Raw genomic sequence first — 25,689 nt, forward strand, 5'->3', positions numbered from 1 at the left:
GCCAGATGGCCATGCCGCTGCGTCAGTCCATCAAGGTCGCTACTTACTTGGCCGAACAGAAGCTGCGCAGGCGGGACAAGTTTCCGCTCATCGTCGAGCTGGAACCGCTCTTCGCCTGCAACCTCAAGTGCGAGGGGTGCGGCAAGATCCAGCACCCGGCCGGAGTGCTGAAGCAGCGGATGCCCGTCGCGCAGGCCGTGGGCGCGGTGCTCGAATCCGGTGCGCCGATGGTGTCCATCGCCGGCGGCGAGCCCCTGATGCATCCTCAGATCGACGAGATCGTCCGTCAGCTGGTGGCCAGGCGGAAGTACGTCTTCCTGTGCACCAACGCCATGCTGCTGCGCAAGAAGATGGACAAGTTCAAGCCCTCGCCGTACTTCGCGTTCGCCGTGCACATCGACGGACTGCGCGAACGCCATGACGAGTCCGTGGCGAAGGAGGGCGTGTTCGACGAGGCGGTGGAGGCCATCAAGGAGGCCAAGAGGCGCGGCTTCCGGGTCACCACCAACTCGACCTTCTTCAACACCGACACCCCGCAGACCATCGTCGAGGTCCTCAACTACCTCAACGACGACCTCAAGGTCGACGAGATGATGATCTCGCCCGCCTACGCCTACGAGAAGGCCCCCGACCAGGAGCACTTCCTCGGCGTGGAGCAGACCCGCGAGCTGTTCAAGAAGGCCTTCGCGGGCGGCAACCGGCGCCGCTGGCGGCTGAACCACTCGCCGCTGTTCCTCGACTTCCTCGAGGGCAAGGTGGACTTCCCGTGCACCGCCTGGGCGATCCCGAACTACTCCCTGTTCGGCTGGCAGCGCCCCTGCTACCTGATGAGCGACGGCTACGTCCCGACGTACCGCGAGCTCATCGAGGAGACCGACTGGGACAAGTACGGCCGCGGCAAGGACCCGCGCTGCGCCAACTGCATGGCGCACTGCGGCTACGAGCCCACCGCCGTCCTGGCCACCATGGGCTCGCTCAAGGAGTCGCTGCGCGCCATGCGCGAGACGGTCTCCGGGAACCGGGAGTGACGGCATGACCGCCGTCTCCCTGGGCGTCCCCGAGGTACCCCTCCGGCCGATCGCCGAGCGGCGAGTGTCGCGGCAGATCCAGGTCGGTCCAGTGGCGGTCGGGGGCGGGGCCCCGGTGTCGGTGCAGTCGATGACGACGACCCGTACGTCGGACATCGGCGCCACCTTGCAGCAGATCGCGGAGCTGACGGCGTCCGGCTGCCAGATCGTGCGGGTCGCCTGCCCCACGCAGGACGACGCGGACGCGCTCGCGACCATCGCGCGCAAGTCTCAGATCCCGGTGATCGCGGACATCCACTTCCAGCCGAAGTACGTCTTCGCGGCCATCGAGGCGGGCTGCGCCGCGGTCCGCGTGAACCCCGGCAACATCAAGCAGTTCGACGACAAGGTCAAGGAGATCGCGCGGGCCGCCAAGGACCACGGCACCCCGATCCGCATCGGCGTCAACGCCGGCTCGCTCGACAAGCGGCTGCTGCGGAAGTACGGCAGGGCCACACCGGAGGCGCTCGTGGAGAGCGCGCTGTGGGAGGCGTCGCTGTTCGAGGAGCACGACTTCCGGGACATCAAGATCTCGGTCAAGCACAACGACCCGGTCGTGATGATCGAGGCGTACAAGCAGCTCGCGGCGCAGTGCGACTACCCGCTGCACCTCGGAGTGACCGAGGCCGGTCCCGCCTTCCAGGGCACGATCAAGTCGGCCGTCGCCTTCGGCGCCCTGCTGTCACAGGGGATCGGCGACACGATCCGGGTGTCCCTGAGCGCCCCGCCCGCCGAGGAGGTCAAGGTCGGCATCCAGATCCTGCAGTCGCTGAACCTCAGGCAGCGGCGCCTGGAGATCGTCTCCTGCCCGTCGTGCGGACGGGCGCAGGTCGACGTGTACAAGCTGGCCGACGAGGTGACCGCCGGCCTGGAAGGCATGGAAGTGCCCCTGCGGGTAGCCGTCATGGGCTGTGTGGTCAACGGCCCCGGCGAGGCACGGGAGGCGGATCTGGGGGTCGCCTCCGGCAACGGCAAGGGGCAGATCTTCGTCAAGGGCGAGGTCGTCAAGACGGTCCCCGAGTCGAAGATCGTCGAGACGCTGATCGAAGAGGCGATGAAGATCGCCGAGCAGATGGAGCAGGACGGGGCCGCATCGGGCGCCCCCACCGTCACGGGGAAACCAGCAGTGACTGTGAGTTGAAGCAAGGCACGGAACCGAGAGGGGGCCCGAGCGTGACGATTCTGGAGAGCATCCGGGGACCACGCGACCTGAAGGCGCTGTCCGAGGCGGAACTCGATGATCTGTCCCATGAAATCCGGGAGTTCCTGGTGCACGCGGTCGCCAGGACCGGCGGACATCTCGGGCCCAATCTGGGGGTGGTGGAACTCTCCATCGCGCTCCACCGGGTCTTCGAGTCACCGGTCGACCGCATCGTCTGGGACACCGGCCATCAGAGCTACGTACACAAGCTTTTGACAGGACGTCAGGACTTCTCCAAGCTGCGCGGCAAGGGCGGCCTGTCCGGCTACCCCTCGCGCGAGGAGTCCGAGCACGACATCGTCGAGAACAGCCACGCCTCCACCGCGCTCGGCTGGGCCGACGGGCTGGCCAAGGCCCGTCAGGTGCAGGGGGAGAAGGGGCACGTCGTCGCGGTGATCGGCGACGGGGCGCTGACCGGGGGCATGGCCTGGGAGGCGCTGAACAACATCGCCGCGGCCAAGGACCGGCCGCTGATCATCGTCGTCAACGACAACGAGCGCTCGTACGCCCCGACCATCGGAGGCCTCGCCAACCACCTGGCCACCCTGCGCACCACCGACAGCTACGAGAAGGTCCTGGCCTGGGGCAAGGACGTACTGCTCAGGACCCCGCTGGTGGGCAACACGATCTACGAGTCCCTGCACGGGGCGAAGAAGGGCTTCAAGGACGCCTTCGCACCACAGGGCATGTTCGAGGACCTCGGGCTGAAGTACGTCGGCCCGATCGACGGACACGACATCGGGGCCGTCGAGTCCGCGCTCAGGCGGGCCAAGCGCTTCCACGGGCCCGTGCTGATCCACTGCCTCACGGAGAAGGGACGCGGCTACGAACCGGCCCTCGCCCACGAGGAGGACCACTTCCACACCGTCGGCGTGATGGACCCGCTGACCTGCGAGCCGCTCGCGCCGTCGGGCGGGCCGTCCTGGACCTCGGTGTTCGGTGAGGAGATCGTGCGGATCGGTGAGGAGCGGGAGGACGTCGTGGCGATCACGGCGGCCATGCTGCACCCGGTCGGGCTGGGCAGGTTCGCCGAGCGGTTCCCGGACCGGGTGTGGGACGTCGGGATCGCCGAGCAGCACGCGGCCGTGTCGGCGGCGGGGCTCGCGACGGGCGGGCTGCACCCGGTCGTCGCCGTCTACGCCACGTTCCTGAACCGTGCCTTCGACCAGTTGCTGATGGACGTCGCGCTGCACCGGTGCGGGGTGACCTTCGTACTGGACCGGGCCGGCGTCACGGGCGCCGACGGGCCCTCCCACAACGGCATGTGGGACATGTCGATCCTGCAGGTCGTGCCCGGCCTCCGGATCGCCGCGCCGCGCGACGCCGACCAGCTGCGGGCACAGCTGCGGGAAGCGGTGGCCGTCGACGACGCGCCGACGCTCGTACGGTTCCCGAAGGAGTCGGTCGGGCCGTCGATCCCGGCGGTCGACCGGGTGGGCGGCCTCGACGTGCTGCACCGGGACGAGGGCGAGCCGGACGTCCTCCTCGTCGCCGTGGGCGTGATGGCCCCGGTGTGCCTCCAGGCGGCCGATCTCCTGCGGGCACGCGGCATCAACTGCACCGTCGTCGACCCCCGTTGGGTCAAACCGGTCGACCCCGCGCTCGCGCCCCTCGCCGCACAGCACCGGCTGGTGGCCGTCGGCGAGGACAACAGCCGCTCGTCCGGGGTCGGCGCCGCCGTGGCACTGGCACTGAGCGACGCCGAAGTCGACGTGCCCGTACGGCGGTTCGGCATCCCGGAGCAGTTCCTCGCGCACGCCAAGCGGGGCGAGGTGCTCGCCGACATCGGGCTCACGCCGGTCGAGATCGCCGGTCGGATCAGCGCGAGCCTCGCCCTCAAGGAGGCCGAGAACAGCCTGGCCGGTCCGGAACCGGCCGAGGGCGGCCCTGACGGCCGTACCGTCGTGCCAGTCAAGGAGAAAGCCGAATGACCACGGAGTTCGACCTCGGCCACCTCCTCGCCGAGCGCGGAGCCGAGCGCTACGAGCTGCACAGCAGATACCTCAACCACCAGCTCCCGCGCATGCTGCACACCATCGGCTTCGACAAGGTCTACGAGCGGGCCGAGGGCGCCTACTTCTGGGACGCGGACGGCGACGACTACCTGGACATGCTCGCCGGGTTCGGGGTGATGGGGCTGGGGCGCCACCACCCCGTCGTCCGCAAGGCGCTGCACGACGCCCTCGACGCCTCCCTCGCCGACCTCACCCGCTTCGACTGCCAGCCGCTGCCCGGGCTGCTGGCCGAGAAGCTGCTCACGCACAGCCCGCATCTGGACCGGGTGTTCTTCGGCAACAGCGGGACGGAGGCGGTGGAGACCGCGCTGAAGTTCGCCCGGTTCGTCACCGGCAGGCCGCGGATCCTGTACTGCGACCACGCGTTCCACGGGCTGACCACCGGCTCCCTGTCCGTCAACGGCGAGTCCGGCTTCCGGGACGGCTTCGCCCCGCTGCTGCCGGACACGGCCGTGGCACTCGGCGATCTCGATGCTCTGGCCCGGGAGCTGAAGAAGGGCGACGTCGCCGCCCTGATCGTCGAACCGATCCAGGGCAAGGGCGTCCACGAGCCCCCGCCCGGCTATCTGCGGGCCGCACAGGAACTGCTGCACAAGCACAAGGCGTTGCTCATCGCCGACGAGGTGCAGACGGGGCTCGGCCGGACCGGCGACTTCTACGCCTACCAGCACGAGGACGGGGTCGAGCCGGACCTGGTGTGCGTGGCCAAGGCGCTCTCCGGCGGCTATGTGCCGGTGGGCGCCACCGTCGGCAAGGACTGGATCTTCAAGAAGGTGTACTCGTCCATGGACCGTGTGCTGGTCCACTCGGCGAGTTTCGGGTCCAACGCCCAGGCCATGGCGGCCGGGCTCGCCGTGCTGTCCGTCCTGGAGAACGAGCAGATCGTCGCGAACGCGCGGGCGACCGGGGAGCTGCTGAAGTCCCGGCTCGCGGCGCTGACCGACAAGTACGAGCTGCTCGCCGACGTCCGCGGCCGCGGCCTGATGATCGGCATCGAGTTCGGCCGCCCCGACTCGCTGAAGCTGCGCAGCCGCTGGACCATGCTGCAGGCCGCGCGCAAGGGCCTGTTCGCGCAGATGGTCGTCGTACCGCTGCTGAGGCGGCACCGCATCCTCACCCAGGTCTCCGGCGACCACCTGGAGGTGATCAAGCTGATCCCGCCGCTGATCATCGGTGAGCGGGAGGTGGACCGGTTCGTCGACGCCTTCACGGATGTGATGGACGACGCGCACAGCGGGGGCGGGCTGATGTGGGACTTCGGGAAGACGTTGATCAAGCAGGCGGTTGCCAACCGCTGAGGGCGTGGCGTCCCCGATGCCCAGCTGGTCGAGGGTTTTTGCCTCTGAGGCAAGAAATTTGCCGCACAGGCAAAGCTCCGGCTGAATGGAGAGCATGAGCTCTCCCGAGAACGAGCCCGAGGGTGAGGGCGAGTCGGCGGCGCCGGGCGAGGCCCTGCCCGTCGTCGCGCCTCAGCTCCGGGCCCTGCGCCGCCGAGCGGCCCTCACCCTGGAGGGCGCGGCCCGCGCCGCCGGACTGTCGCCCGCCCACCTCTCCCGGCTGGAGACCGGCCGGCGCCAGCCCTCGCTGCCGATGCTGCTCGCGCTCGCGCGTGTCTACGGTACGACCGTCTCCGAGCTGCTCGGCGAGACGGTCGCCGATCGGGACGCGATCGTGCGCGCCGCCGACATGGAGCCGACGGCGGCCGGCGGCTGGACGTACTGGCAGGCGGGCGCTCCGGGGCGCGGCATGCAGGCCCTGCGCGTCCATGTGCCGTACGGATCGCAGGGCGACATCGTGCGCGTACACCCCGGCGAGGAGTGGCTCCACGTCCTCAAGGGGCGGCTGCGGCTGCGGCTCGGGGACACCACGCACCGGCTCGCGCCCGGCGACAGCGCGCATTTCGACTCGCTCACCCCGCACCGCATCGCCGCTCAGGACGAGGGCGGGGTCGAGCTCCTGTTCGTCCACACCTTGCTGCAGAGTCCCACGGCCACCTTGTGCCTGGGCCCCACCCCTGGAGAGACGCCTTGAGCGACATGGAGGAGAAGTTCCCGCGTGCCCTTTGGGTGCGGCTGATCGTCTACATCGCGGTGGGGCATGTCTTCGCCGCCTTCATCTACTTCCTGTTCGAGGCGGGCGCGAAGTAGGCACGCGGGGCGGCCCCCGGCGGCCGGGCGTCAGTCGAGCAGCCGCTCCCGCAGGCGCTCCCGGGCCTCCGGGGTGATCCCCAGGCCCTGCTCCAGATAGGCGTCGACGCCGCCCCACGTCCCCTCGATCGTCTCGAAGGCGGCCGTCAGATACTCGGCGCGCGCGTCGAACAGCGGGCTCAGCAGCTCCATGACCTCGGGGGAGTAGGCCGAGGCGGAGCTGCTGCTGCGGTGCACCTTGTAGCGGCGGTGCTTGGCGTTGGACTCCAGGTAGTCGGCGAGGATCGCGTCGCGCTCCACGCCGAGCGCGAGCAGCGTCACGGCGATGGACAGGCCGGCGCGGTCCTTGCCGGCCGCGCAGTGCATCAGGGCGGGGACGCTGTCCTCCACGAGCGCGTGCAGCACCTGGGAGTGCTCGGCGGTGCGTTCCTTGATGATCATGCGATACGAGGCGATCATCCGGTTCGCCGCCTTGCCGTCGGCGAGGATCTCCCGCAGCTGGTCGATGTCGCCGTCGCGGACCATCTTCCAGAACTCCGCGCCGTCCGCCGGGTCGCTCAGCGGCAGGTTCACATTGCGCACGCCCGGCAGCTCGACGTCCGGCCCCTCGAGCTTCTGGTCCGCCGCGTTGCGGAAGTCGAAGATCGTGTGCAGACCCAGGGAACCGAGGAATGCGGCGTCCTCCTCGGTCGCGTGCGCGAGGTGGCCGCTGCGGAACAGCACTCCGTACCGCACCCGCCGTCCGTCCACGGTCGGCAGGCCGCCCACATCGCGGAAGTTGCGGACTCCGGCCAGCTCCGGCTCGGTCGACGGGATCTGCTGCGTCACGGGGGCTCCTCCCAGTCTGCCCCGTCGGCGCGGCTCGGCGGTGCGGCCGACGGGATGCGCTCTCGACCATACGACATGGATTCCTGGGGCAATGAGTTGTCCACAGGCGTTGCATCGGAGCCGCGCGGGGCTTGATGATGTTGACGCTTGATCGGACCTGTTCGAATGTGTGAGGGCTTGATGCTGGAGATCTCCGACCGCGGGCGTACCTGGGTTCTTTCCGGGCCCACCAGCAGTTACGCCCTTCACCTCACGGAGGGCGCCGAGCTGCTGCACCTCCACTGGGGACCGCGTATCGCGCTCGCCGACGCCGAGGAGCTGGCCGTGCGCCCGCTCCCGGACTACTGGCCCTTCGAGTCGCAGCTCGACGGACGTGAGGAGTACCCGGTCGAGGGTGGCCCCCGCTTCGTGCGCCCGGCCCTTTCCGTGCGCACCGACGAGCGGCGCGGCACCGAGTGGACCTTCGAGGCGTACGAGACCGAGGGCGAGGAGCTGCGGCTGCGGTTCCGGGACGGCGGGCTGGGCATCACCCTGCACTACCGGATGCGCGACGACGTCGTGGAGCGCTGGGTGACCCTGGACAACCAGGGGCCCGACCTGGAGCTGCTGCGCGCCGACTCCGCCACCTGGACCCTGCCCGAGCGCGAGGACTGGCGGCTGTCCCAACTGCACGGACGCTGGGCCGCGGAGTCCCGGCTGACGCAGTCGCCCCTCACCTACGGTGAGAAGGTCATCGGCAGTCGCCGCGGCCACACCGGGCACCCGCTCCTGCCCTGGGTCGCGCTCGACACCGACGCCACCGAGGAGCGCGGCGAGGTGTACGGCTGCGCCCTCGCCTGGTCGGGGTCCTGGCGGATCGCGGTGGCCCAGCTGCCGGACGCGCGCGTGCAGATCACCGGCGGGGTCGGGTACGACGACTCGGGTCTGCTGCGGCTGGCGGCGGGGGAGTCGTTCGTGACCCCCGTCTTCGCCGGGCTGTGGAGCGACGGCGGCTTCGGGGGCGCGAGCCGCGCCTGGCACGCCTACCAGCGCGCCCATGTCATCCCCGACGCCGATCAGGACCGGCCGGTGCTCTTCAACTCCTGGGAGGCGACGGAGTTCGACATCTCCGAGGAGCGGCAAAGGGCCCTCGCGCGACGGGCCGCCGCGATCGGCGTGGAGCTGTTCGTCGTCGACGACGGCTGGTTCGGGGCGCGCACCAGCGACCGCGCCGGGCTCGGCGACTGGACGCCCAACCCGGACCGCTTCCCGTCCGGCCTCAAGCCCCTGGCCGACCATGTACACGGCCTCGGCATGCAGTTCGGCATCTGGGTGGAGCCGGAAATGGTCAATCCGGACAGCGAGCTCTACCGGGCCCACCCGGACTGGGTGCAGTACCAGACCGGGCGAAAGCGGACGGAATTCCGCAATCAGCTCGTATTGAACCTGGCCCGCCAAGACGTCCAGGAATACCTCTGGAACCGGCTCGACGAGATCCTCTCCAGCGCTCCCGTCGACTACGTGAAGTGGGACTTCAACCGCTGCTTCAGCGATGCGGGCTGGCCCGGTGAGCCGTACCCGCAGCGGCTCTGGGTCGACCACGTCCGCGCCTTCTACGCCCTGTTGGACCGGCTCCGCGCCGCCCACCCGGGCGTCGCCTTCGAGTCCTGCTCGGGCGGGGGCGGCCGGATCGACCTCGGCGTGCTGAGCCGTACGGACCAGGTGTGGACGTCCGACAACACCGACCCGCTCGACCGGCTCGCCATCCAGCACGGCTTCAGTCAGATCCACCCGGCGCGGGTCATGGCCGCCTGGGTCACCGACAGTCCGAACGACCAGCTCAACGGCCGGGCCAGCTCGCTGCGGTTCCGTTTCGTGAGTGCCATGGCCGGGGTGCTCGGCGTCGGCGGAGACCTCACGCAGTGGACCGAGGGGGAGCTCGCCGAGGCGCGGGAGTGGGTGGAGCTCTACAAGGAGATCCGGCCCGTCGTGCAGCGTGGCGACCTCTACCGGCTGCGGCCCCCGCGCGGCGGGCTGAGTGCGGTGCAGTACGCGCTCGGTGACGAGACGGTCGTCCTCGCCTGGCTTCAGGCGCAGAGCTACGGCGAATCCGTACCGGCGCTGCGGCTGCGTGGGCTCGACCCGACAGCATCGTACGAATGCCGCGAAACGGGCGAAGTTCACCGAGGTGCCGTATTGCTGCATCACGGACTGCGCACCAACCTGCGCGGCGACCTTGATGCGACAGTTATCCGCCTGCGCCGCATCTAGGGGTTCTGTCCGAATTGACGCCTTCATTCCAACTCGCTCTGAAGCAAAGGAAGCTGGAGCGGAGTCGCGTGAGGAGCGTCATATTCGTGACCGTGCGTCGCCCGTCATGTTCATGTAATTCCCCTGCTTTTCAAGGGGTTTTGAGTCGGGCGGCGCATCAATAATTCACGCAGGGTGACCGAGAATTCCCACAAGGGATCAACAGGAACGCATTCGGACGGAACCTCTCACTTGTTCCCGTGCGTCTTCCTCGCTTACGTTCGCCACCAATCCGGACGGACGCCGAATCCTGCCGCCGACCGGAGCCCGCGCAAACTCACCCGACCATGGCAGGAGCGGGGGACCCACAGGTAAAACCGCCTGTTCCGGTCTCCGGAACAGGCTTGGGGTCAAGTCGCGTCCCGACGCGGCCGGGCATCTCCAGCCCGCACCCGACAGCTCACCTCGCAGGCGCCGGAGAGGAATTCGCCATGCCCGCGAAGGGTAAGCACCGCCGCCCGAAGTCCCTGCGCTTCACCCGCTCCATAGCCGTCGCCGGAACCGGCGGAGCCGCTCTCGCCCTCCCGCTCATCGGAGCCACCGGCGCCCATGCCGCTCCCGCGCAGTCCGTTTCCGGAAAGGCCGTTCAGACACTTCCGGTCGCTGAGAAGAAGGCGGCCGAGAAGAAGGCCGCAGAGAAGAAGGACGCGGCTCGGAAGACGGGTGTGCGGACCTATTCGGTGCAGGTCGGCGACTACCTTTCGAAGATCGCCGACGAGCAGAACGTCAGCGGTGGCTGGAAGAAGCTCTACGCCGACAACCGAGAGGCCGTCGGTTCGGACCCGTCGCTCATCCACCCCGGTCTGAAGCTCACCATCGGTGGCAAGAAGGCCGCGACGAGCACCCCCAAGTCGTCGCCCTCTTCCCCGTCTTCCTCTTCTTCGCCCTCGAAGTCGTCGGATTCCTCGGATTCTTCCGCCGCGAAGTCCTCCGCGACCAAGACGACCAAGGCTGCCCAGAGCGCCGGGGCGACCAGCACCGCCAGTGGCTTCAGTGCCCCGCTGTCCTCGGCCGCCGTCGGCACCGCGTACAAGGTGGCGGGCAGCATGTGGTCCAGCGGCTACCACACCGGCGTCGACTTCTCCGCTCCGACCGGCACCTCGCTGAAGGCCGTGGGCGCGGGCACCGTCGTCTCCGCGGGCTGGGCCGGCGCGTACGGCAACCAGGTCGTCATCCGGCTCGCCGACGGCTACTACGCCCAGTACGCCCACCTGTCCTCGCTCTCCGTCTCGGCCGGCCAGACCGTGACCGCGGGCCAGCAGATAGGCCTCTCCGGATCGACGGGCAACTCGACCGGCCCGCACCTGCACTTCGAGATCCGCACCACGCCGGACTACGGCTCGGACGTGGACCCGGTCGCCTACCTCCGCTCCAAGGGTGTCGCCATCGGCTGATCCCCCGCCGACCCTCCCCGCTCGAGGCTCCTCTCGAGCGGGGGCGGACCCCACGCCTGACACGCTGCCGCAGGCCGGACCCCGATCCCCGGGTCCGGCCTTCGGTGTGTCCGGGCTCGATCGGTCGTGAGCGCCGCATTGCGTTCGTGTGGCGGGCATGTCCGGAGTGTCGACAGGAGGGGAGGCGGGAAGGCACAGTGATCGGCGCAGCACTGCAAGCGCTTTCTGCTGCCCGCGTCAACTCCCCTGTCCGGCGGGGGCGGTGACAAGGCATCGGAGGGCGCCCGTCATCCGCACGGCTGTCTGCACCCTCCCGGAAGGAGCCGTCCCCAGTGACAACCACGCGTAGAGCCTTCGCAGCCCTGGCCGTTGGCGCCGCTCTGACCGCCCTCGGCCCCGCGGGCACCGCCGGCGCGGCCCCGCGCCATCGCGGGCTGATCGCGCACGACGACTTCCGTCACGGTCTCGGCCGGTGGGCCGTGGAACTGGAGAAGGGCGGCACCGTCACCGCCTCGCGCGGGGTACTGGAGGTCGACGTGCCCGCGGGCGCGACGATCTGGTTCAGAAAGCGGCTGCAAGGCCCGTACGCCATCGAGTACACGGCCGTGCCCATCTCGGCCGGCGGCGTCAACGACCGCGTCTGCGACCTCAACAACTTCTGGAACGCCACCGACGTCCGCTCCCCGGACGACCTGTTCGCGACCAGGCGAGGCGGGGCCCTGGCGGAGTACGACCACCTCAGGACGTACTACGTCGGCTACGGCGCCAACACGAACACCACCACACGGCTGCGCAGGTACGTCGGTCAGGCCGGGGTCCGTCCGCTGGTCTACGACTACGCCGAGCCGCTGCTCGTGGCGAACGAGCCCCACCGGGTCCGGATCGTCTCCGACGGCCCGACCGTGCGGTGGTGGAACAACGGCCGGCTCGTCTTCGACTTCACCGACCCGGAGCCGTACGGCGGTGGGCACTTCGCCTTCCGGACCACCTGGAGCCACTTCCGGTTCAGCGACTTCCGGGTGTGGCGATTGAGCCCACAACAGCCCTGATCAGAGGCTTATTCCAGATTTGGTCAACACTTGGGGAGTGGCTTATCTCACCGTCCGTCAACCCTTCCTTACGGTCGCGTAGGTCACATTCGAAGGTGAATCATGCCGGTGTGACAGGCGATTCGAAGAGTGACAGCAGATCAGTGATCGGGTCGTACGTCGCGGTGGGGGACAGCTTCACCGAGGGCGTCGGCGACCCCGGCCCCGACGGGGCGTTCGTCGGCTGGGCCGACCGCTTCGCGGTCCTGCTCGCGGACCGGCGCCCCGAGGGCGACTTCGACTACACCAACCTGGCCGTCCGCGGCAAACTGCTCGACCAGATCGTCGAGGACCAGCTCCCGAAAGCCGTGGAACTGGCCCCGGACCTGGTCTCGTTCTGCGCCGGCGGCAACGACATCATCCGGCCGGGCACCGACCCCGACGAGGTGGCCGAGCGCTTCGAGCGGGCGGTCGCCCGGCTCACCGCCGCGGTCGGCACCGTCATGGTGACGACCGGCTTCGACACCCGTGGCGTGCCCGTGCTGAAGCATCTGCGGGGCAAGATCGCCACCTACAACGGCCATGTGCGGGCCATCGCCGACCGGTACGGCTGCCCGGTGCTCGACCTGTGGTCCCTGAAGACCGTCCAGGACCGCCGGGCCTGGGACGACGACCGGCTCCACCTGTCTCCCGAGGGGCACACGCGCGTGGCGCTGCGCGCGGGCCAGGTCCTCGGTCTGGAGGTGCCGGCCGACCCGGACCAGCCCTGGCCGCCGCTCCCGCCCCGCGGCACCCTCGAGATCCGCCGGGACGACGTCCACTGGGCCCGTGAGTACCTGGTGCCGTGGATCGGTCGGCGCCTGCGCGGCGAGTCGTCGGGGGACCATGTGACGGCCAAGGGCGCGCTGTCGCCGGACGACATCAAGTCGCGGATCCGGTCGGTGGCTTGACGGTCGTGGCTTGAGGCTGCGCGTCGGCGGTGCGGGCCGTGCCCTGTTCGAGGGTGCGGCCCACGCGGCTGTCATGGGGCCTGTTCGGCCGTCGTGGGGCCTGCGTGGCTGTCGTGGGGCGGCCCATCGCCGAGGAACGGCAGGGGCGGCACGGCTGTCATCGGCCGCCCGCCCGGCGCCGAGGACGATTCACACGGCCGTCGTGGGCGAGAAGGGACCGACCACTCGGCCCGCGGTCACCTCACCGCGCCGATGTGGTCAACGCCTCCCGCTCCAGGCCCAGTTCCCGGGCGAGCGTCTCGTCCACCCACTCCTGGGCACGCGCGCGAGACACCGCGCCGGGGTACGACGTCAGCTGGACGGCCAGCCCGTCGAGGAGGGCCGTCAGACGCAGGGCCGTGCCGGTGGGGTCCGGGCAGCGGAACTCGTCGGCGGCCACGCCCTCCGCTATGACCTCGGCGATGGCGGCCTTCCACTGCCGGTCGAGGTTCCGTGTGACCTCGCGCAGCGCGGGCTCGCGCAGCGCCGCCGCCCAGCCCTCGATCCACAGCCGCCAGCCCTTGGCCTGCCCGGTCGGCGCGTACCAGCGCACGGCAGCCCGCAGCCGTCGTAGCGCCGTCGTACGCCGACCGAGAATCCTGCGCAGATGACCCAGGTCGCCCTCGGCCGCATGGGTGAACGCGGCGGCGACCAGTTTCTCCTTCGTGGCGAAGTGATAGAGCACCAGCGCGTTGCTCACCCCGAGCGCCGAGGCCACGTCGGCGATCCTGACCGCCGCCACTCCCCGTGCCTCAATCTGCTCGACGGCGGCACGCAGCAACTCCTCACGTCGCTCCGCCACGCTCAACCGCACTCTTGTCACTCCGTCACCCTAAGGCCTGGGCACGGGCGGTTTCCTGGCTGCCGCAGGGCGGAGTGCCCTGCGGCGGCCGTCATCGGTGACAGCCGAACCGCCCGCCGTCAGCGATGCCGGCCGAACCGCTCGGCGATCACCGGCAGCCGGTCCGCCGCGATGGCGTGGGCGGCGGCGCGGGGCGTCGTCCCGTCGGCCTCGGCGCGGGCCAGCGTGAGGTCGGTCAGAGCCCGCATCGAGCGTCGTACGTGGGCGAAGGCCTCGTCCGCGTCGGCGCCGATGTCGCCGAACAGCGTCCACCACCACCAGGCGTTCGTGGCCGAGTTGACCACGACGTCGGGCAGTACGGTGACGCCCCGCGCGGCCAGCAGGTCCTCCGCATCGGGCCGTACGGGCATGTTGGCCGCCTCGGCGATCCAGCGGGCGGTGATCCGTTCCTGGTTCGTGGCGTCGATCGCGTACGAGACGGCCGCCGGCACCAGCACCTCCGCCTCGGCCGCCAGCCAGGCGCCGCCCGGCAGCTCACGGTCGCCGGGGCGCAGCGCGGCGCGGTCGACCGTGCCGTACGCGTCCCGCGCCGCGAGCATGGCGTCGACGTCGAGGCCCGCCGGGTTGGCGATCGTCCCCTTGATGTCGGCGACCGCCACCACCGTGAGCCCCGCGCGCGTGAGGAAGCGTGCCGTGGCGCCGCCCATGGTCCCGAAACCCTGCACGGCCACGCGCGTCCTCCAGTACGGCACACCGGCCCGGTCCAGGGCCGTGAGCACCGACTCGGCGACCCCGCACCCGCCGACCAGCTCGTCGAGCCCGCTGCCGTCCACCTCGACCGCGAACGCGTCCGCGAGCCGCCCCCGGGCGCCGGCCTCGTCGTCGAGCAGCGGATACACGGCCTGGATGGACGAGACGAGCCCCGCCTCGGCCGCCGCCCGGTCGACCACGTCCTGGCTGAGGCCGAGGTCTTCGCCCGTGGTCCAGAAGCTCTCGATGTACGGCCGCATGGTCCGCAGGTAGCGCACCAGCAGCCCGTAGGCCTCAGGATCCCGGGGATCGCAGTCGATGCCGCCCTTGGCGCCGCCCAGGGGGACGTACCGCGCCTCGGGGTCGTAGTGCAGTGCTTCCTTCATGCTCATGCCGCGGGCGAGCCCGGCGACCTCGTCCAGCGTGCAGCCCGGCCGCATCCGCAGCCCACCGCTGGACACGCCGCGCACCAGCCGGTCGACGACCAGGAAGCCCTGGCGGCCGGTGACGTCGTCGGTCCAGGTGAGCGACAGGAGTGGGGTGGTCATGAGGTCTCCGGTGAGGGCGTGGGGGCCGCGTGCCGCGCGCGGTTACTGAACGGTGGGTCAGTATCGGAGGAAGGGCGCGAACATGTCAACGTACTGAATCGATCTTCAGCGGCAGGGCGGTTCGCGCAGCACCCGGGTCGTCGTCCGAAGGCGCCCGGAGCGCCGCCCGGTTGCGGCGAGATGCGTCGTCACGGGCTCCCGGGAACTCACCGGAGCCATCCGGGGTTGTCAAAGGTGCCGACCATAATGGAAGGCCTCACCGACTCCACCTGGAGGTACCGTGCCCGGTTTCCGTTTCCCGAGCTCCGGGCCCCGTGCCCTGCGGCCCGAGGCCTTCGGCGTGGACCCGAGCGGTGAGCGCATGGCGCGCATCCGCAGATCGCCGCACTTCAAGGACGGGGTGTTCCAGAACCCCGGGGGTACCGCCCGGATGCGGCCCTCCGGGTCCATGCTGGAGTTCGCCAAGGTCTTCTTCGACAAGGACTCCCGGCTCCGCCGCGCCCCGAAGGGCACGGTGCCGCTCCACCCCACCACATACGCCGACCTGGCCAAGCCGCCCGCCGGCGGACTGCGCCTGACCTGGATGGGGCACTCCAGCATTCTCGCGGAGATCGACGGCCACCGGGTGCTCTTCGATCCGGTGTGGGGCGAGCGCTGCTCCCCGTTCCCCTTTGCCGGGCCCAAGCGGCTGCACCCCGTGCCGCTGCCGCTCGCCGCGCTCGGCCCGGTCGACGTCGTGGTCATCTCGCACGACCACTACGACCATCTCGACATGCTCACGATCAAGGCACTGGCCGGCACGGACACCGTTTTCGCGGTGCCGCTCGGCGTCGGCGCCCACCTCGAACACTGGGGCGTGTCCGCCGACCGGCTCCGCGAGCTGGACTGGCACGAGTCCACGAAGATCGGCGGGCTCACCCTGACCGCCACCCCGGCCCGCCACTTCTGCGGCCGCGGACTGCGCAACACCCAGCACACCCTCTGGGCGTCCTGGGTCGTCGCCTCCGAGGAGCACCGGATCTACCACAGCGGTGACACCGGCTATTTCGAGGGCTTCAAGGACATCGGCGCCGACCACGGCCCGTTCGACGCCACGATGATCCAGGTCGGCGCCTATGCGGATTTCTGGCCCGACATCCACATGACACCGGACGAGGGCGTGCGGGCCCACCTCGACCTGCAGAACGACGATCCGGCCGCGGGCGTCCTGCTGCCGATCCACTGGGGGACCTTCAACCTCGCCCCGCACCCCTGGGCGGAGCCGGGCGAGTGGATGATGCGGGCCACGCACAAGGCCGGGGTCACCTTGGCGGCCCCACTGTGCGGCGAGCCCTTCGAGCCGGCGTCGGTGTCGTCCGTGACGCCGTGGTGGCGTGAGGTCGCCGAGGTGCCGGCCGAGGGGTGGCCGACCTGGCCGCCGGTCGCGTCGGTCGCGGATGACCCGGTGGTCGCCTAGAGGGGGCTTGATCTCGCGACGGGTCCGCAGCGCCGCGGAACGCTGCGGGCGGCAGTGCCACGGAACGCTGCGGGCGGCAGTGCCACGGAACGCTGCGGGCGGCAGTGCCACGGAACGCCGCGGGCGGCAGTGCCACGGAACGCCGCGGGCGGCAGTGCCACGGAACGCCGCGGGCGGCAGTGCCACGGAACGCCGCGGGCGTTCGTCGGCTCCACGCGTCCCCTCAAGGCCGTTCACGCCGGGCGTGTGGGAGCTCGCCGGGGCGCACGTGGAGTCATGCGCGCCCTTACCGCCGGTGACGTGCCGGGGAATGGAGAACCGGGCGTTCCGGGTGCTGAATCGTCCCGGCGGGGGCGTTCATGGATCGGGAAACGGGAAGTGCGCAAGGGGCGGGGTCCAGCGGGTGCCCCGCCCCTGACTTTTGGGCGTGACCATTTCTGACCAGGTCCGATCGTTCGCATGCTCCATCTGGGCGAACTGTGGGGCTGGTTATCGGTCTGTCGTACGAGAGCTCATACCAGAGCGGGACGCTGCCTGCGGGACTTTGTCAACTGCCCACCGCACATGATGCGGAGGCGACTACTGTGAGTGTCCGTCGGGCGACGCGGAGCCGAAATCGTGTCGGCTCCGTCGTCCGACATCGCGATGGCGCATGCCCCGGGCCGCGCAGACCGCGCGCACCCCCAGGCCCCGACCGACGGACCAGCACGAGGACCCCGATGTCTCAACTCCGCGCCCCGGCCGCACGCGCAGACCGCCGTGAGGGCGGGCGGCACGGGCGCCCGGCCGCCCGCACCGCACCAGCGCTGCCCGAGACCCATATACGGCCCCAACTGCTGCGCCTGGCCGTACTGCCACCCATCGCGGTGGCCCTGAGCGCCTGCGCGGCTGTGCTGTTCGTCGTACGCACCACCGGAGCGCGGCCGAGCCTCACCCTGTGGGGTGTGCTCACCGGCGCGGTCTCGGTGACCCTCGCCGCCATCCTCATCGCCGCCGTGGCCGCCAACCGCACCGCCAGGTCCGTGAGCGAGCGCATCGGCGCCCTGCGCCGCAGCAGCGCGCGCGGCGAGGCCGATCTGCGGGCCCTGGTCGAGGCGCTGAGGCGCGGCGACGGCCCGCCGAAACGCAAGTCCCGCAGCGGTGCGCCCGAGGGCGCCGACGACTTCGAACTGCTCGCGGCCGATCTCGCCCGTGCCCACGACGGGGCCGTCACCGCCGTCGTCCAGGCATCCCAGCTCTCCAGTCAGGCGGGCAGCGAACAGAAGCTCGAGGTCTTCGTCAACCTCGCCCGGCGCCTGCAGTCACTCGTGCACCGCGAGATCTCGATCCTCGACGAGCTGGAGAACGAGATCGAGGACCCGGACCTGCTCAAGGGGCTGTTCCACGTGGACCACCTCGCCACCCGGATCCGCCGCCACGCCGAGAACCTCGCCGTGCTCGGCGGTGCCGTCTCCCGTCGGCAGTGGAGCAACCCGGTCTCCATGACCGAGGTGCTGCGCTCCGCCATCGCGGAGGTCGAGCAGTACTCGCGGGTCAAGCTCGTGCCGCCCATCGACGGCACCCTGCGCGGGCACGCCGTCGCCGACGTCATCCACCTGCTGGCGGAACTCGTCGAGAACGCCACGGTGTTCTCCGCCCCGCACACCCAGGTGCTCCTCCGCGCCAACCTCGTGACCTCGGGCCTCGCCGTCGAGGTCGAGGACCGAGGGCTCGGCATGCCCGTCGCCGAACAGAACCGTATGAACGCCCTGCTCACCGATCCGGACCAGGTCAACGTCGCCAGCCTGCTGGCGGACGGGCGCATCGGCCTGTTCGTGGTCTCGCAGCTCGCCAAGCGGCACGGCATCCATGTGCGGCTCCAGACCAACATCTACGGCGGTGTACAGGCCGTACTCGTGGTGCCACAGGGGCTGTTGGGGGCGGAACCGGGGACGGGGGCCCGGGGCGGGGCGGGACGGGCGACGGAGTCTGCGGAGCCGCAAGCGGCGGCGGGTACGGCCGTACCACCGCGTACCTCTTCGCAGGCACGACCGAAGCAGGCGTCGGTGCCGCCGCAGCAGCATCGGCAGCCCACGGCGACCGCCTCGGCGAGCGGGCAGCGCGGCACGGCCGAGGCGGCGCCCGGGACTCCTCGCCCGCCGCAACCGCAGACGGGTGGAAGGGGCGCAGCCACCCCGAGGCCCAACGGCAGCGGAACGGCACCGTTGCCGGTACGCGGTGCCGACGACGGGCGGGCCAACCCGGCGGACGCCCTGCCCGGCATCAGGCCCGGCGAGCGGCGGATCGTCGAGGAGAACACGGTCACGCCGCCGACTCCGCGCACCGGAACCGTCCGCGGCACCATGGGCAAACCCCAACTGCCCCGGCGCCGCGCCCAGGAGCACATCGCGCCCCAACTCCGGGACGCCCCCGCACCGCGCCAGGAACCCGACTACCTCGCCGGGCATGACCCGGGGCTGATGGCGGCGTTCCAGCGGGGCATCGGGCTGGCCGAGACGCAGCAGACCATGGAGGCGGCGCACATGGATGCGGGGCACATGGATGCGACGCGCACGGACGCCGGGAGTGGGGAGGGCGCCCACCTGGACGCCGGGCTCATGGATGCGACGCGCATGGATGCAGGGCGCGGGGACGCCGGCCGTGTGGATGGGACACATGCGGATCTCGGGCATTCAGATGTCGGGCACACCGATGTCGGACTTACGGATTCCGAGCACATGGGTGGCGGCCATATGGGCGGCCGCTCCTCGGAGTTGGGGCATCGGGAACCCGGAGGTGTGGGGCCGTGGCACATGGGCGGCGCACACATGGGTGATGCACACATGGACGCCGGGCGCATGGGCGTGGACCACATGGGCGGGGACCACGTGGACGCATCGCACACATCGTCCGGCCACATGACGTACCCGGTGTCCGGCCACACGACTCTGGGCCACACAACCTCGGACCACATGGGCTTGACCCACATGGACGGGGGCCACGGAAACCCCGGCTACATGGACTTGGCCCGCACTGCCACCACGCCGGCCACCACCACGCATCCGACGCCCTCCTCCTACACGCCCCCACCGCACACGACCTCGGACACCACGCCACCCAACCCGGACCCGACGCGTCCGGACCCCGCACCCGAGACCACGCGCCTGGAGTCCGTACGCCCGGCATCGATCCGGCTGGAACCGACGAACCTCGACACAGGGCGCCCGCAGTCCGCGCCTCTGCGCCCGTCCTCTTTGGAGGCACTCCACACGGACGTGACCCCCATGCCCACCCGGCCGCACATGGGCGTAACGCCCATGGACCCGGCCCATATGACCGAGACGCACCCCGGGTCCGCGCCCGGCACCGACCACACCACCCGGCACGACGGGAGCGCACCAGCCGGATGACCACGCCCCTGACCAGCTCGAAGTCCGCCTGGGAGGCCACCCCCACCCCCAGCGCTCCCGCAGACCTTCGTACCTCAAGGAGTCGATCCATCATGGCGAGCGAAGCGCCGACCGCTCATGTTTCCGATCTCGACTGGCTGATGAGCGGCCTCGTGCAGCGCGTACCGCACACGACCAGTGCGGTGCTCCTCTCCTGCGACGGGCTCGTGAAGTCGGTTCACGGCCTCGATCCGGACAGCGCCGACCACATGGCCGCCCTGGCCTCCGGTCTGTACTCCCTCGGCCGCAGCGCCGGAGTCCGCTTCGGCGACGGCGGGGACGTGCGCCAGGTCGTCGTCGAGCTCGACTCGACACTGCTGTTCGTGACGACGGCCGGTTCGGGCACCTGCCTCGCCGTGCTGGCCGGCCGAGAGGCCGACGCGGCGGTGCTGGGCTACGAGATGGCCATGCTCGTCAAGAGCGTCCGCCCGTACCTGGTCACCGCCCCCCGCCAGCACTCCGTCGAACCCTCGGCGTTGAGGCCTTGAACGTGACGGCGGCCGGCGACGGGCCCTGGCTCGACGACGCGGCCGGACGGCTGGTGCGCCCTTTCACCGTCAGCAACGGCCGTACCAGGCCCACCATCGCGCTCGACCTCATGTCGCAGGTGATGGCCACCGGGGCGACCCCCTTCGGCTATCTCGGCCCCGAGCACGAGCAGGCGCTCGTCCTGTGCCGTGCCCCTGTCTCGGTCGCCGAGGTCGCGGCCCACCTGAAGCTGCCGGCGGCGGTCACCAAGGTGCTGCTGTCGGACCTCGTCGACGGCGGGGCGCTCACCACCAAGCCCCCCGAGTTCCACCACAACCCGACTGACCGGGCTCTTCTGGAGGCAGTGCTCGATGGACTACGACGACAGCTCTGACCCCTTCCCCACCGCACTGAAGATCTTGGTGGCGGGAGGGTTCGGGGTCGGCAAGACGACCTTCGTGGGCGCGGTGAGCGAGATCGCGCCGCTCAGCACGGAGGAACTGCTCACCACGGTCAGCGCCGCGACCGACAGCCTCGAAGGCATCGAGAACAAGGTCGAGACGACGGTGGCCATGGACTTCGGCCGCATCACGCTCGACCCGGAACACGTCCTGTACCTGTTCGGCACGCCGGGACAGGAACGGTTCTGGTTCATGTGGGACGAACTCTCCGAGGGCGCGTTGGGCGCGGTCATCCTCGCCGACACCCGGCGGCTGGAGGACTGCTTCGCCGCCGTCGACTTCTTCGAGCAGCGCGGCCTCGGCTTCATCGTCGCGATCAACGAGTTCGACGGCGCCTACCGGTACGACCCCGAGGAGGTCCGCGCCGCCATCGACCTCGACCCGGAGATCCCCGTCGTCCGCTGTGACGCCCGGATCTCCAGCTCCGGCGTGCAGACCCTGCTGACCCTCGTACGGCACCTCATCGCCCACACGCCGGCACCCGCGCCGAGCCACGGCGCCCACATGTGACACCCGCACATACCAGGACGGAGCCGCATATGACCGACGCCCACAGCGACGGATTCCGCGCATGAGCTATGGCCCACCCCGCCCAGTCGCCCGCCTGTTGCTCACCCCCGAGGACAAGGAGGCCCCCGCCCGTGCGGGGCGACTGCTCCGACTGGGGCTGGGAGAACAACCGGACCCGGCCCTCGACCTCTTCGCTGATCATCTCGCCGGGCTCACCGGGGCGCCGTACGCCATGGTCAACTTCATCGGCGAGAACCGGCAGTTCTTCGCCGGCCTGCATGTGCGGCAGGCCGTGAGCCTGGAGCGGGCCGGCGACGCCAAGCCCCGGCTGGGCCGTCATATGGAGCGAGACCATGGGTTCTGCCCCCATGTGGTCGTCCGACACAAGGCGCTGGTGCTGGAGGACGTGCGCGACTATCCGCGGTTCGCGGGGAACCCGATCGTCGACGAGTTCGGCATCCGCTCCTACCTCGGCGCCCCGCTCATCGACTCCACGGGGATGGCGCTGGGCACGGTGTGTGTCGTCGACGTGCAGCCGCGGCCGTGGGGGAGGGCCGGCCTGGAGACCATCAAGGCGTCGGCGGCGGAACTGGTGGTGCGGCTCGAGCGGCGGGCGGCGGACGGGCTGCCGTTGTGAGTGCCGGGTTCACAGGTGACGGCGGAAGGGACACCATGACCGACCTGCGTCTCGGCGCCCTGGGCTGCGGCCTGCGCGGCTCACTCGCCCGCACCGCACACCGGCCGGGCCGCGGCTCCCGAGTGACCGTCGTCGCCGACCCCGACCCGGCACGACGGGACGATGCCTCGGCCCTCATCCCCGGCGTGCGCACGATCGACGACCACCGTAAGGTGGTCGAGGCCCCGGACGTGGACGCCGTGCTCGTCCTGACACCGGACCACACCCACGCCGACCTGGCCTGCGAGGCCCTTCGCGCGGGCAAGCCCGTCTTCGTCGAGAAGCCGCTGGACATCACCGTCGAGCGCTGCGACCGCGTCCTGCGCACGGCACGGGAGACCGGCACCCGCCTCTACGTCGGTCACAACATGCGGCACATGCCGGTCGTCCGGCTGATGCGCGACATCGTCGCTCGCGGCGAGATCGGCGAGGTCAAGACGGTCTGGGTACGCCACTTCGTCGGATACGGCGGTGACTGGTACTTCAAGGACTGGCACGCCGAACGCCGGTACACCACCGGCTTGTTGCTGCAGAAGGGCGCTCACGACATCGACGTGGTGCACTGGCTCGCCGGCGGGTACACGCGCCGGGTGCAGGCGTTCGGCGATCTCATGGTGTACGGCGACAATCCGCACCGACGGGCACCGGGGGAACCCAAGGCCCCCGACTGGTACACGGAGGACGGCCATTGGCCACCGCACACCCAGCGGGCGCTCAATGCAGTGATCGACGTCGAGGACGTGTCGTTGGTCAACATGTGCTTGAACAACGGTGTGTTGGCCGCCTACCAGCAGTGCCATTTCACCCCCGACTACTGGCGCAACTACACCGTCATCGGTGACGCCGGCCGTCTGGAGAACTTCGGGGACGGGCCCGGGGCAGTGGTGCGGGTGTGGAACTCGCGGCGCTCCGCCCATCGTGGGCGGGCCGACGCGGAGTACTCGGTGCCGGATACGGCGGACGACGCAGGGCACGGTGGCGCGGATCCGCTGATCATCGCCGAGTTCCTGCGGTTCGTACGGGAGGGAGGACGGACGGACACCTCGCCGGTGGCCGCGCGGATGGCGGTGGCGGCCGGGTGCGCAGCGACCGAGTCCTTGCGCACGGGAGGTGTCGTACATGAGGTGCCAACGCTGGATCCCGAGCTGATCGCCTACTTCGAAGGCGGGCAGCGGGCACCCGAGCCGAGGGCGTGAAGGAAAGCTGTGGCGCCGCTTAAGAAATCCTCGATGGACCAGCGCGCCGCCGTACGGCAGATTGCTACGCGATTCCACCCCTCTACCCGGCCGCGGGCTTCCTCGGCATGCCCGTGGCCGGGACTCACCCTCAGGAGCCGTAGCGTTGAAGGCGCTGGTCAAGGAGAAGGCGGAGCCCGGGCTGTGGCTCGCGGACGTCCCGGAGCCGGAGGTCGGACCCGGTGACGTGCTGATCAAGGTGCTGCGCACCGGCATCTGCGGCACCGACCTGCACATCCGGTCCTGGGACGGCTGGGCGCAGCAGGCGATCAGCGCCCCGCTCGTCCTCGGGCACGAGTTCGTCGGTGAGGTCGTGGAGACCGGCAGGGACGTCACCGACGTCACTGTCGGGGACCGGGTGAGCGGCGAAGGGCATCTGGTGTGCGGCAAGTGCCGCAACTGTCTGGCCGGGCGCCGGCACCTGTGCCGTGCCACGGTCGGTCTCGGTGTCGGACGCGACGGAGCCTTCGCCGAGTACGTGGCCCTGCCCGCCGCCAATGTGTGGGTGCACCGCGTACCCGTCGACCTCGACGTCGCCGCGATCTTCGACCCGTTCGGCAACGCCGTGCACACCGCGCTGTCGTTCCCGCTCGTCGGCGAGGACGTCCTGATCACCGGTGCCGGCCCGATCGGCCTGATGGCGGCGGCCGTGGCCCGGCACGCGGGGGCGCGCAACGTCGTGATCACCGATGTGAGCGAAGAGCGGCTGGAGCTGGCCCGCAAGATCGGCGTGAGCCTCGCGCTGAACGTGTCGCGGGCGAGCATCTCCGACGGCCAGCGCGAACTCGGCCTGCGCGAGGGCTTCGACATCGGCCTGGAGATGTCCGGCCGCCCCGAGGCCATGCGCGACATGATCGCCAACATGACGCACGGCGGCCGTATCGCCATGCTCGGTCTGCCCGCGCAGGAGTTCCCGGTCGACTGGGCCCGGATCGTCACCTCGATGATCACCATCAAGGGCATCTACGGCCGTGAGATGTTCGAGACCTGGTACGCGATGTCCGTGCTGCTCGAAGGCGGCCTCGACCTCGCGCCCGTGATCACCGGCCGCTACGGCTACCGCGACTTCGAGGCGGCGTTCGCCGACGCGGCGAGCGGCCGCGGCGGCAAGGTCATCCTCGACTGGACCGCGTAACTCCCTTTCGCCGCAAGCACCTCAGGAGCTTTCCCTCATGTTCGACTCCGTGCGCGACGACCTGCGCGCCACCCTCGACGAGATCCGCGCCGCCGGCCTGCACAAGCCCGAGCGCATCATCGACACCCCGCAGTCCGCGACCGTCAACGTCAGCGCGGGCGGCCGCCCCGGCGAGGTCCTCAACTTCTGCGCCAACAACTACCTCGGCCTGGCCGACCACCCCGAGGTGATCGCCGCCGCCCACGAAGCCCTGGACCGCTGGGGCTACGGCATGGCGTCGGTGCGCTTCATCTGCGGCACGCAGGAGGTCCACAAAGAACTGGAGGCGAGGCTCTCGGCGTTCCTCGGCCAGGAGGACACGATCCTGTACTCCTCCTGCTTCGACGCCAACGGCGGCGTCTTCGAGACGTTGCTCGGCCCGCAGGACGCGGTGATCTCCGACGCCCTCAACCACGCGTCGATCATCGACGGCATCCGCCTGTCCAAGGCCCGTCGCTTCCGGTACGCCAACCGTGATCTCGCGGATCTGGAAAGCCAGTTGAAGGAGGCCCAGTCGGCGAGGCGCCGGCTGATCGTCACCGACGGCGTCTTCTCCATGGACGGCTACGTGGCCCCGCTGCGCGAGATCTGCGACCTCGCCGACCGCTACGACGCCATGGTCATGGTCGACGACTCGCACGCCGTCGGCTTCGTCGGCCCCGGCGGCCGCGGCACCCCCGAGTTGCACGGCGTCATGGACCGCGTCGACATCATCACCGGCACCCTCGGCAAGGCCCTCGGCGGCGCCTCCGGCGGCTACGTCGCCGCCCGCGCCGAGATCGTCGCCCTGCTGCGCCAGCGCTCGCGGCCGTATCTCTTCTCCAACACCCTGGCCCCGGTGATCGCGGCGGCTTCCCTCAAGGTCCTCGACCTGCTGGAGTCCGCCGACGACCTGCGTGTCCGGCTGGCCGAGAACACGGCGCTGTTCCGCCGCCGGATGACCGAGGAGGGCTTCGAGATCCTCCCCGGCGACCATGCCATCGCGCCCGTGATGATCGGTGACGCGGCGAAGGCGGGCCGGCTGGCGGAGCTGCTGCTGGAGCGGGGAGTGTACGTGATCGGCTTCTCCTACCCGGTGGTGCCGCAGGGCCAGGCCAGGATCCGCGTCCAGCTGTCCGCCGCGCACTCCACGGACGACGTCAACCGCGCCGTGGACGCCTTCGTGGCGGCGCGGGCGGAGCTGGAGGGCTGATCCGGAGCTCATGGGGCGTTTGAGACAATCG

The 25,689-nt window shown here is 70.4% G+C and carries 21 protein-coding genes, 1 pseudogene and 1 riboswitch; of the genes and pseudogenes, 19 read left to right on the forward strand and 3 right to left on the reverse strand.

The genetic code is table 11. From position 1 onward, the window contains the following. Positions 1–5: 5 nt before the first annotated feature. The 6 genes from hpnH to ACIBAG_RS19985 all read left to right on the forward strand — a co-directional run bounded on the left by hpnH (position 6) and on the right by ACIBAG_RS19985 (position 6,430). Positions 6–1,028 (forward strand): adenosyl-hopene transferase HpnH, encoded by a 1,023-nt coding sequence (gene hpnH / locus ACIBAG_RS19960; protein ID WP_399106809.1) that lies wholly within the window; start codon positions 6–8, stop codon positions 1,026–1,028. A gap of 4 nt (positions 1,029–1,032) precedes the next feature. Next, positions 1,033–2,208, forward strand: coding sequence for a flavodoxin-dependent (E)-4-hydroxy-3-methylbut-2-enyl-diphosphate synthase (ispG, locus tag ACIBAG_RS19965; RefSeq protein ID WP_399106810.1), 1,176 nt, complete (start codon positions 1,033–1,035; stop codon positions 2,206–2,208). Positions 2,209–2,240: 32 nt separating this feature from the next. After that, the gene (gene dxs / locus ACIBAG_RS19970; protein WP_399106811.1) at positions 2,241–4,199 is read left to right on the forward strand and encodes a 1-deoxy-D-xylulose-5-phosphate synthase; all 1,959 of its coding nucleotides are present in this window, start codon (positions 2,241–2,243) and stop codon (positions 4,197–4,199) included. Continuing rightward, a complete protein-coding gene (locus tag ACIBAG_RS19975; protein WP_399106812.1) occupies positions 4,196–5,581 on the forward strand; it encodes an aspartate aminotransferase family protein in 1,386 nt (461 codons plus the stop codon). The genes dxs and ACIBAG_RS19975 overlap by 4 nt, the downstream gene beginning before the upstream one ends. A 94-nt stretch (positions 5,582–5,675) precedes the next feature. Further along, positions 5,676–6,314 carry a helix-turn-helix domain-containing protein gene (locus tag ACIBAG_RS19980; protein ID WP_399106813.1) on the forward strand — a complete coding sequence of 213 codons (639 nt, stop codon included), beginning with the start codon at positions 5,676–5,678 and terminating at the stop codon, positions 6,312–6,314. Beyond that, complete coding sequence (locus ACIBAG_RS19985; protein WP_399106814.1) at positions 6,311–6,430, forward strand: DUF6126 family protein; 120 nt, start codon at positions 6,311–6,313, stop codon at positions 6,428–6,430. The genes ACIBAG_RS19980 and ACIBAG_RS19985 overlap by 4 nt, the downstream gene beginning before the upstream one ends. 30 nt (positions 6,431–6,460) lie before the next feature. Here ACIBAG_RS19985 and ACIBAG_RS19990 read toward each other — a convergent pair whose 3' ends face one another. Then, entirely contained in the window at positions 6,461–7,258 is a 798-nt protein-coding gene (locus ACIBAG_RS19990; protein WP_399106815.1) for a tyrosine-protein phosphatase, read from the reverse strand. 180 nt (positions 7,259–7,438) lie between these two features. Here ACIBAG_RS19990 and ACIBAG_RS19995 point away from each other — a divergent pair, with 180 nt between their 5' ends. From ACIBAG_RS19995 to ACIBAG_RS20010, 4 genes are all read left to right on the forward strand, one after another. After that, entirely contained in the window at positions 7,439–9,508 is a 2,070-nt protein-coding gene (locus ACIBAG_RS19995; protein ID WP_399106816.1) for an alpha-galactosidase, read from the forward strand. A gap of 307 nt (positions 9,509–9,815) precedes the next feature. Then, positions 9,816–9,974: riboswitch (cyclic di-AMP (ydaO/yuaA leader) on the forward strand. A gap of 4 nt (positions 9,975–9,978) precedes the next feature. Next, positions 9,979–10,941, forward strand: a complete 963-nt coding sequence (locus ACIBAG_RS20000) for a LysM peptidoglycan-binding domain-containing M23 family metallopeptidase (protein WP_399106817.1) — start codon at positions 9,979–9,981, stop codon at positions 10,939–10,941. Positions 10,942–11,273: 332 nt separating this feature from the next. Continuing rightward, positions 11,274–11,990, forward strand: a complete 717-nt coding sequence (locus ACIBAG_RS20005) for a DUF6250 domain-containing protein (RefSeq protein WP_399106818.1) — start codon at positions 11,274–11,276, stop codon at positions 11,988–11,990. Positions 11,991–12,133: 143 nt separating this feature from the next. Next, complete coding sequence (locus tag ACIBAG_RS20010; protein WP_399106970.1) at positions 12,134–12,919, forward strand: SGNH/GDSL hydrolase family protein; 786 nt, start codon at positions 12,134–12,136, stop codon at positions 12,917–12,919. 241 nt (positions 12,920–13,160) lie between these two features. Here ACIBAG_RS20010 and ACIBAG_RS20015 read toward each other — a convergent pair whose 3' ends face one another. Together ACIBAG_RS20015 and ACIBAG_RS20020 are read right to left on the reverse strand one after the other, a co-directional pair. After that, positions 13,161–13,760: a TetR/AcrR family transcriptional regulator gene (locus ACIBAG_RS20015; RefSeq protein ID WP_399106819.1), complete on the reverse strand. Its 600-nt coding sequence runs from the start codon at positions 13,758–13,760 to the stop codon at positions 13,161–13,163. 119 nt (positions 13,761–13,879) lie between these two features. Beyond that, on the reverse strand, positions 13,880–15,058 hold the full coding sequence (locus tag ACIBAG_RS20020) for a Glu/Leu/Phe/Val dehydrogenase dimerization domain-containing protein (RefSeq protein ID WP_399106820.1): 1,179 nt from the start codon (positions 15,056–15,058) through the stop codon (positions 13,880–13,882). A gap of 280 nt (positions 15,059–15,338) precedes the next feature. On the opposite strand from ACIBAG_RS20020, the gene ACIBAG_RS20025 reads away from it, so the two are divergent. The 9 genes and pseudogenes from ACIBAG_RS20025 (at position 15,339) to ACIBAG_RS20065 (ending at position 25,658) form a co-directional block, all read left to right on the forward strand. Then, positions 15,339–16,514, forward strand: a complete 1,176-nt coding sequence (locus ACIBAG_RS20025; protein ID WP_399106821.1) for an MBL fold metallo-hydrolase — start codon at positions 15,339–15,341, stop codon at positions 16,512–16,514. A 719-nt stretch (positions 16,515–17,233) separates the two neighbouring features. Further along, positions 17,234–19,057, forward strand: a pseudogene (locus tag ACIBAG_RS20030) (ATP-binding protein); the annotation flags it as partial. A 938-nt stretch (positions 19,058–19,995) separates the two neighbouring features. Beyond that, the gene (locus tag ACIBAG_RS20035; protein WP_399106822.1) at positions 19,996–20,430 is read left to right on the forward strand and encodes a roadblock/LC7 domain-containing protein; all 435 of its coding nucleotides are present in this window, start codon (positions 19,996–19,998) and stop codon (positions 20,428–20,430) included. 2 nt (positions 20,431–20,432) lie between these two features. Beyond that, positions 20,433–20,804 carry a DUF742 domain-containing protein gene (locus tag ACIBAG_RS20040; protein ID WP_399106971.1) on the forward strand — a complete coding sequence of 124 codons (372 nt, stop codon included), beginning with the start codon at positions 20,433–20,435 and terminating at the stop codon, positions 20,802–20,804. Continuing rightward, positions 20,782–21,381, forward strand: a complete 600-nt coding sequence (locus ACIBAG_RS20045) for a GTP-binding protein (RefSeq protein WP_399106823.1) — start codon at positions 20,782–20,784, stop codon at positions 21,379–21,381. The genes ACIBAG_RS20040 and ACIBAG_RS20045 overlap by 23 nt, the downstream gene beginning before the upstream one ends. A 61-nt stretch (positions 21,382–21,442) precedes the next feature. After that, positions 21,443–22,018 (forward strand): GAF domain-containing protein, encoded by a 576-nt coding sequence (locus ACIBAG_RS20050; RefSeq protein WP_399106824.1) that lies wholly within the window; start codon positions 21,443–21,445, stop codon positions 22,016–22,018. Positions 22,019–22,053: 35 nt separating this feature from the next. Then, positions 22,054–23,253 carry a Gfo/Idh/MocA family protein gene (locus tag ACIBAG_RS20055; protein WP_399106825.1) on the forward strand — a complete coding sequence of 400 codons (1,200 nt, stop codon included), beginning with the start codon at positions 22,054–22,056 and terminating at the stop codon, positions 23,251–23,253. Positions 23,254–23,398: 145 nt separating this feature from the next. Further along, positions 23,399–24,427, forward strand: coding sequence for an L-threonine 3-dehydrogenase (gene tdh, locus ACIBAG_RS20060; protein ID WP_399106826.1), 1,029 nt, complete (start codon positions 23,399–23,401; stop codon positions 24,425–24,427). Positions 24,428–24,464: 37 nt separating this feature from the next. Next, on the forward strand, positions 24,465–25,658 hold the full coding sequence (locus tag ACIBAG_RS20065; RefSeq protein WP_399106827.1) for a glycine C-acetyltransferase: 1,194 nt from the start codon (positions 24,465–24,467) through the stop codon (positions 25,656–25,658). Positions 25,659–25,689 lie beyond the last annotated feature (31 nt).

Source organism: Streptomyces sp. NPDC051243 (assembly GCF_044455405.1).
Classification (GTDB): Bacteria; Actinomycetota; Actinomycetes; order Streptomycetales; family Streptomycetaceae; genus Streptomyces.

What these genes read in the sequence shown, in the direction of transcription:
- hpnH (WP_399106809.1), top strand. Translation starts at nt 6, where the DNA reads ATGGCCATGCCGCTGCGTCAGTCCATCAAGGTCGCTACTTACTTGGCC.
- ispG (WP_399106810.1), top strand. Translation starts at nt 1,033, where the DNA reads ATGACCGCCGTCTCCCTGGGCGTCCCCGAGGTACCCCTCCGGCCGATC.
- ACIBAG_RS19975 (WP_399106812.1), top strand. Translation starts at nt 4,196, where the DNA reads ATGACCACGGAGTTCGACCTCGGCCACCTCCTCGCCGAGCGCGGAGCC.
- ACIBAG_RS19980 (WP_399106813.1), top strand. Translation starts at nt 5,676, where the DNA reads ATGAGCTCTCCCGAGAACGAGCCCGAGGGTGAGGGCGAGTCGGCGGCG.
- ACIBAG_RS19995 (WP_399106816.1), top strand. Translation starts at nt 7,439, where the DNA reads ATGCTGGAGATCTCCGACCGCGGGCGTACCTGGGTTCTTTCCGGGCCC.
- ACIBAG_RS20000 (WP_399106817.1), top strand. Translation starts at nt 9,979, where the DNA reads ATGCCCGCGAAGGGTAAGCACCGCCGCCCGAAGTCCCTGCGCTTCACC.
- ACIBAG_RS20020 (WP_399106820.1), bottom strand. Translation starts at nt 15,058, where the DNA reads ATGACCACCCCACTCCTGTCGCTCACCTGGACCGACGACGTCACCGGC.
- ACIBAG_RS20035 (WP_399106822.1), top strand. Translation starts at nt 19,996, where the DNA reads ATGGCGAGCGAAGCGCCGACCGCTCATGTTTCCGATCTCGACTGGCTG.
- ACIBAG_RS20045 (WP_399106823.1), top strand. Translation starts at nt 20,782, where the DNA reads ATGGACTACGACGACAGCTCTGACCCCTTCCCCACCGCACTGAAGATC.
- ACIBAG_RS20050 (WP_399106824.1), top strand. Translation starts at nt 21,443, where the DNA reads ATGAGCTATGGCCCACCCCGCCCAGTCGCCCGCCTGTTGCTCACCCCC.
- ACIBAG_RS20055 (WP_399106825.1), top strand. Translation starts at nt 22,054, where the DNA reads ATGACCGACCTGCGTCTCGGCGCCCTGGGCTGCGGCCTGCGCGGCTCA.
- ACIBAG_RS20065 (WP_399106827.1), top strand. Translation starts at nt 24,465, where the DNA reads ATGTTCGACTCCGTGCGCGACGACCTGCGCGCCACCCTCGACGAGATC.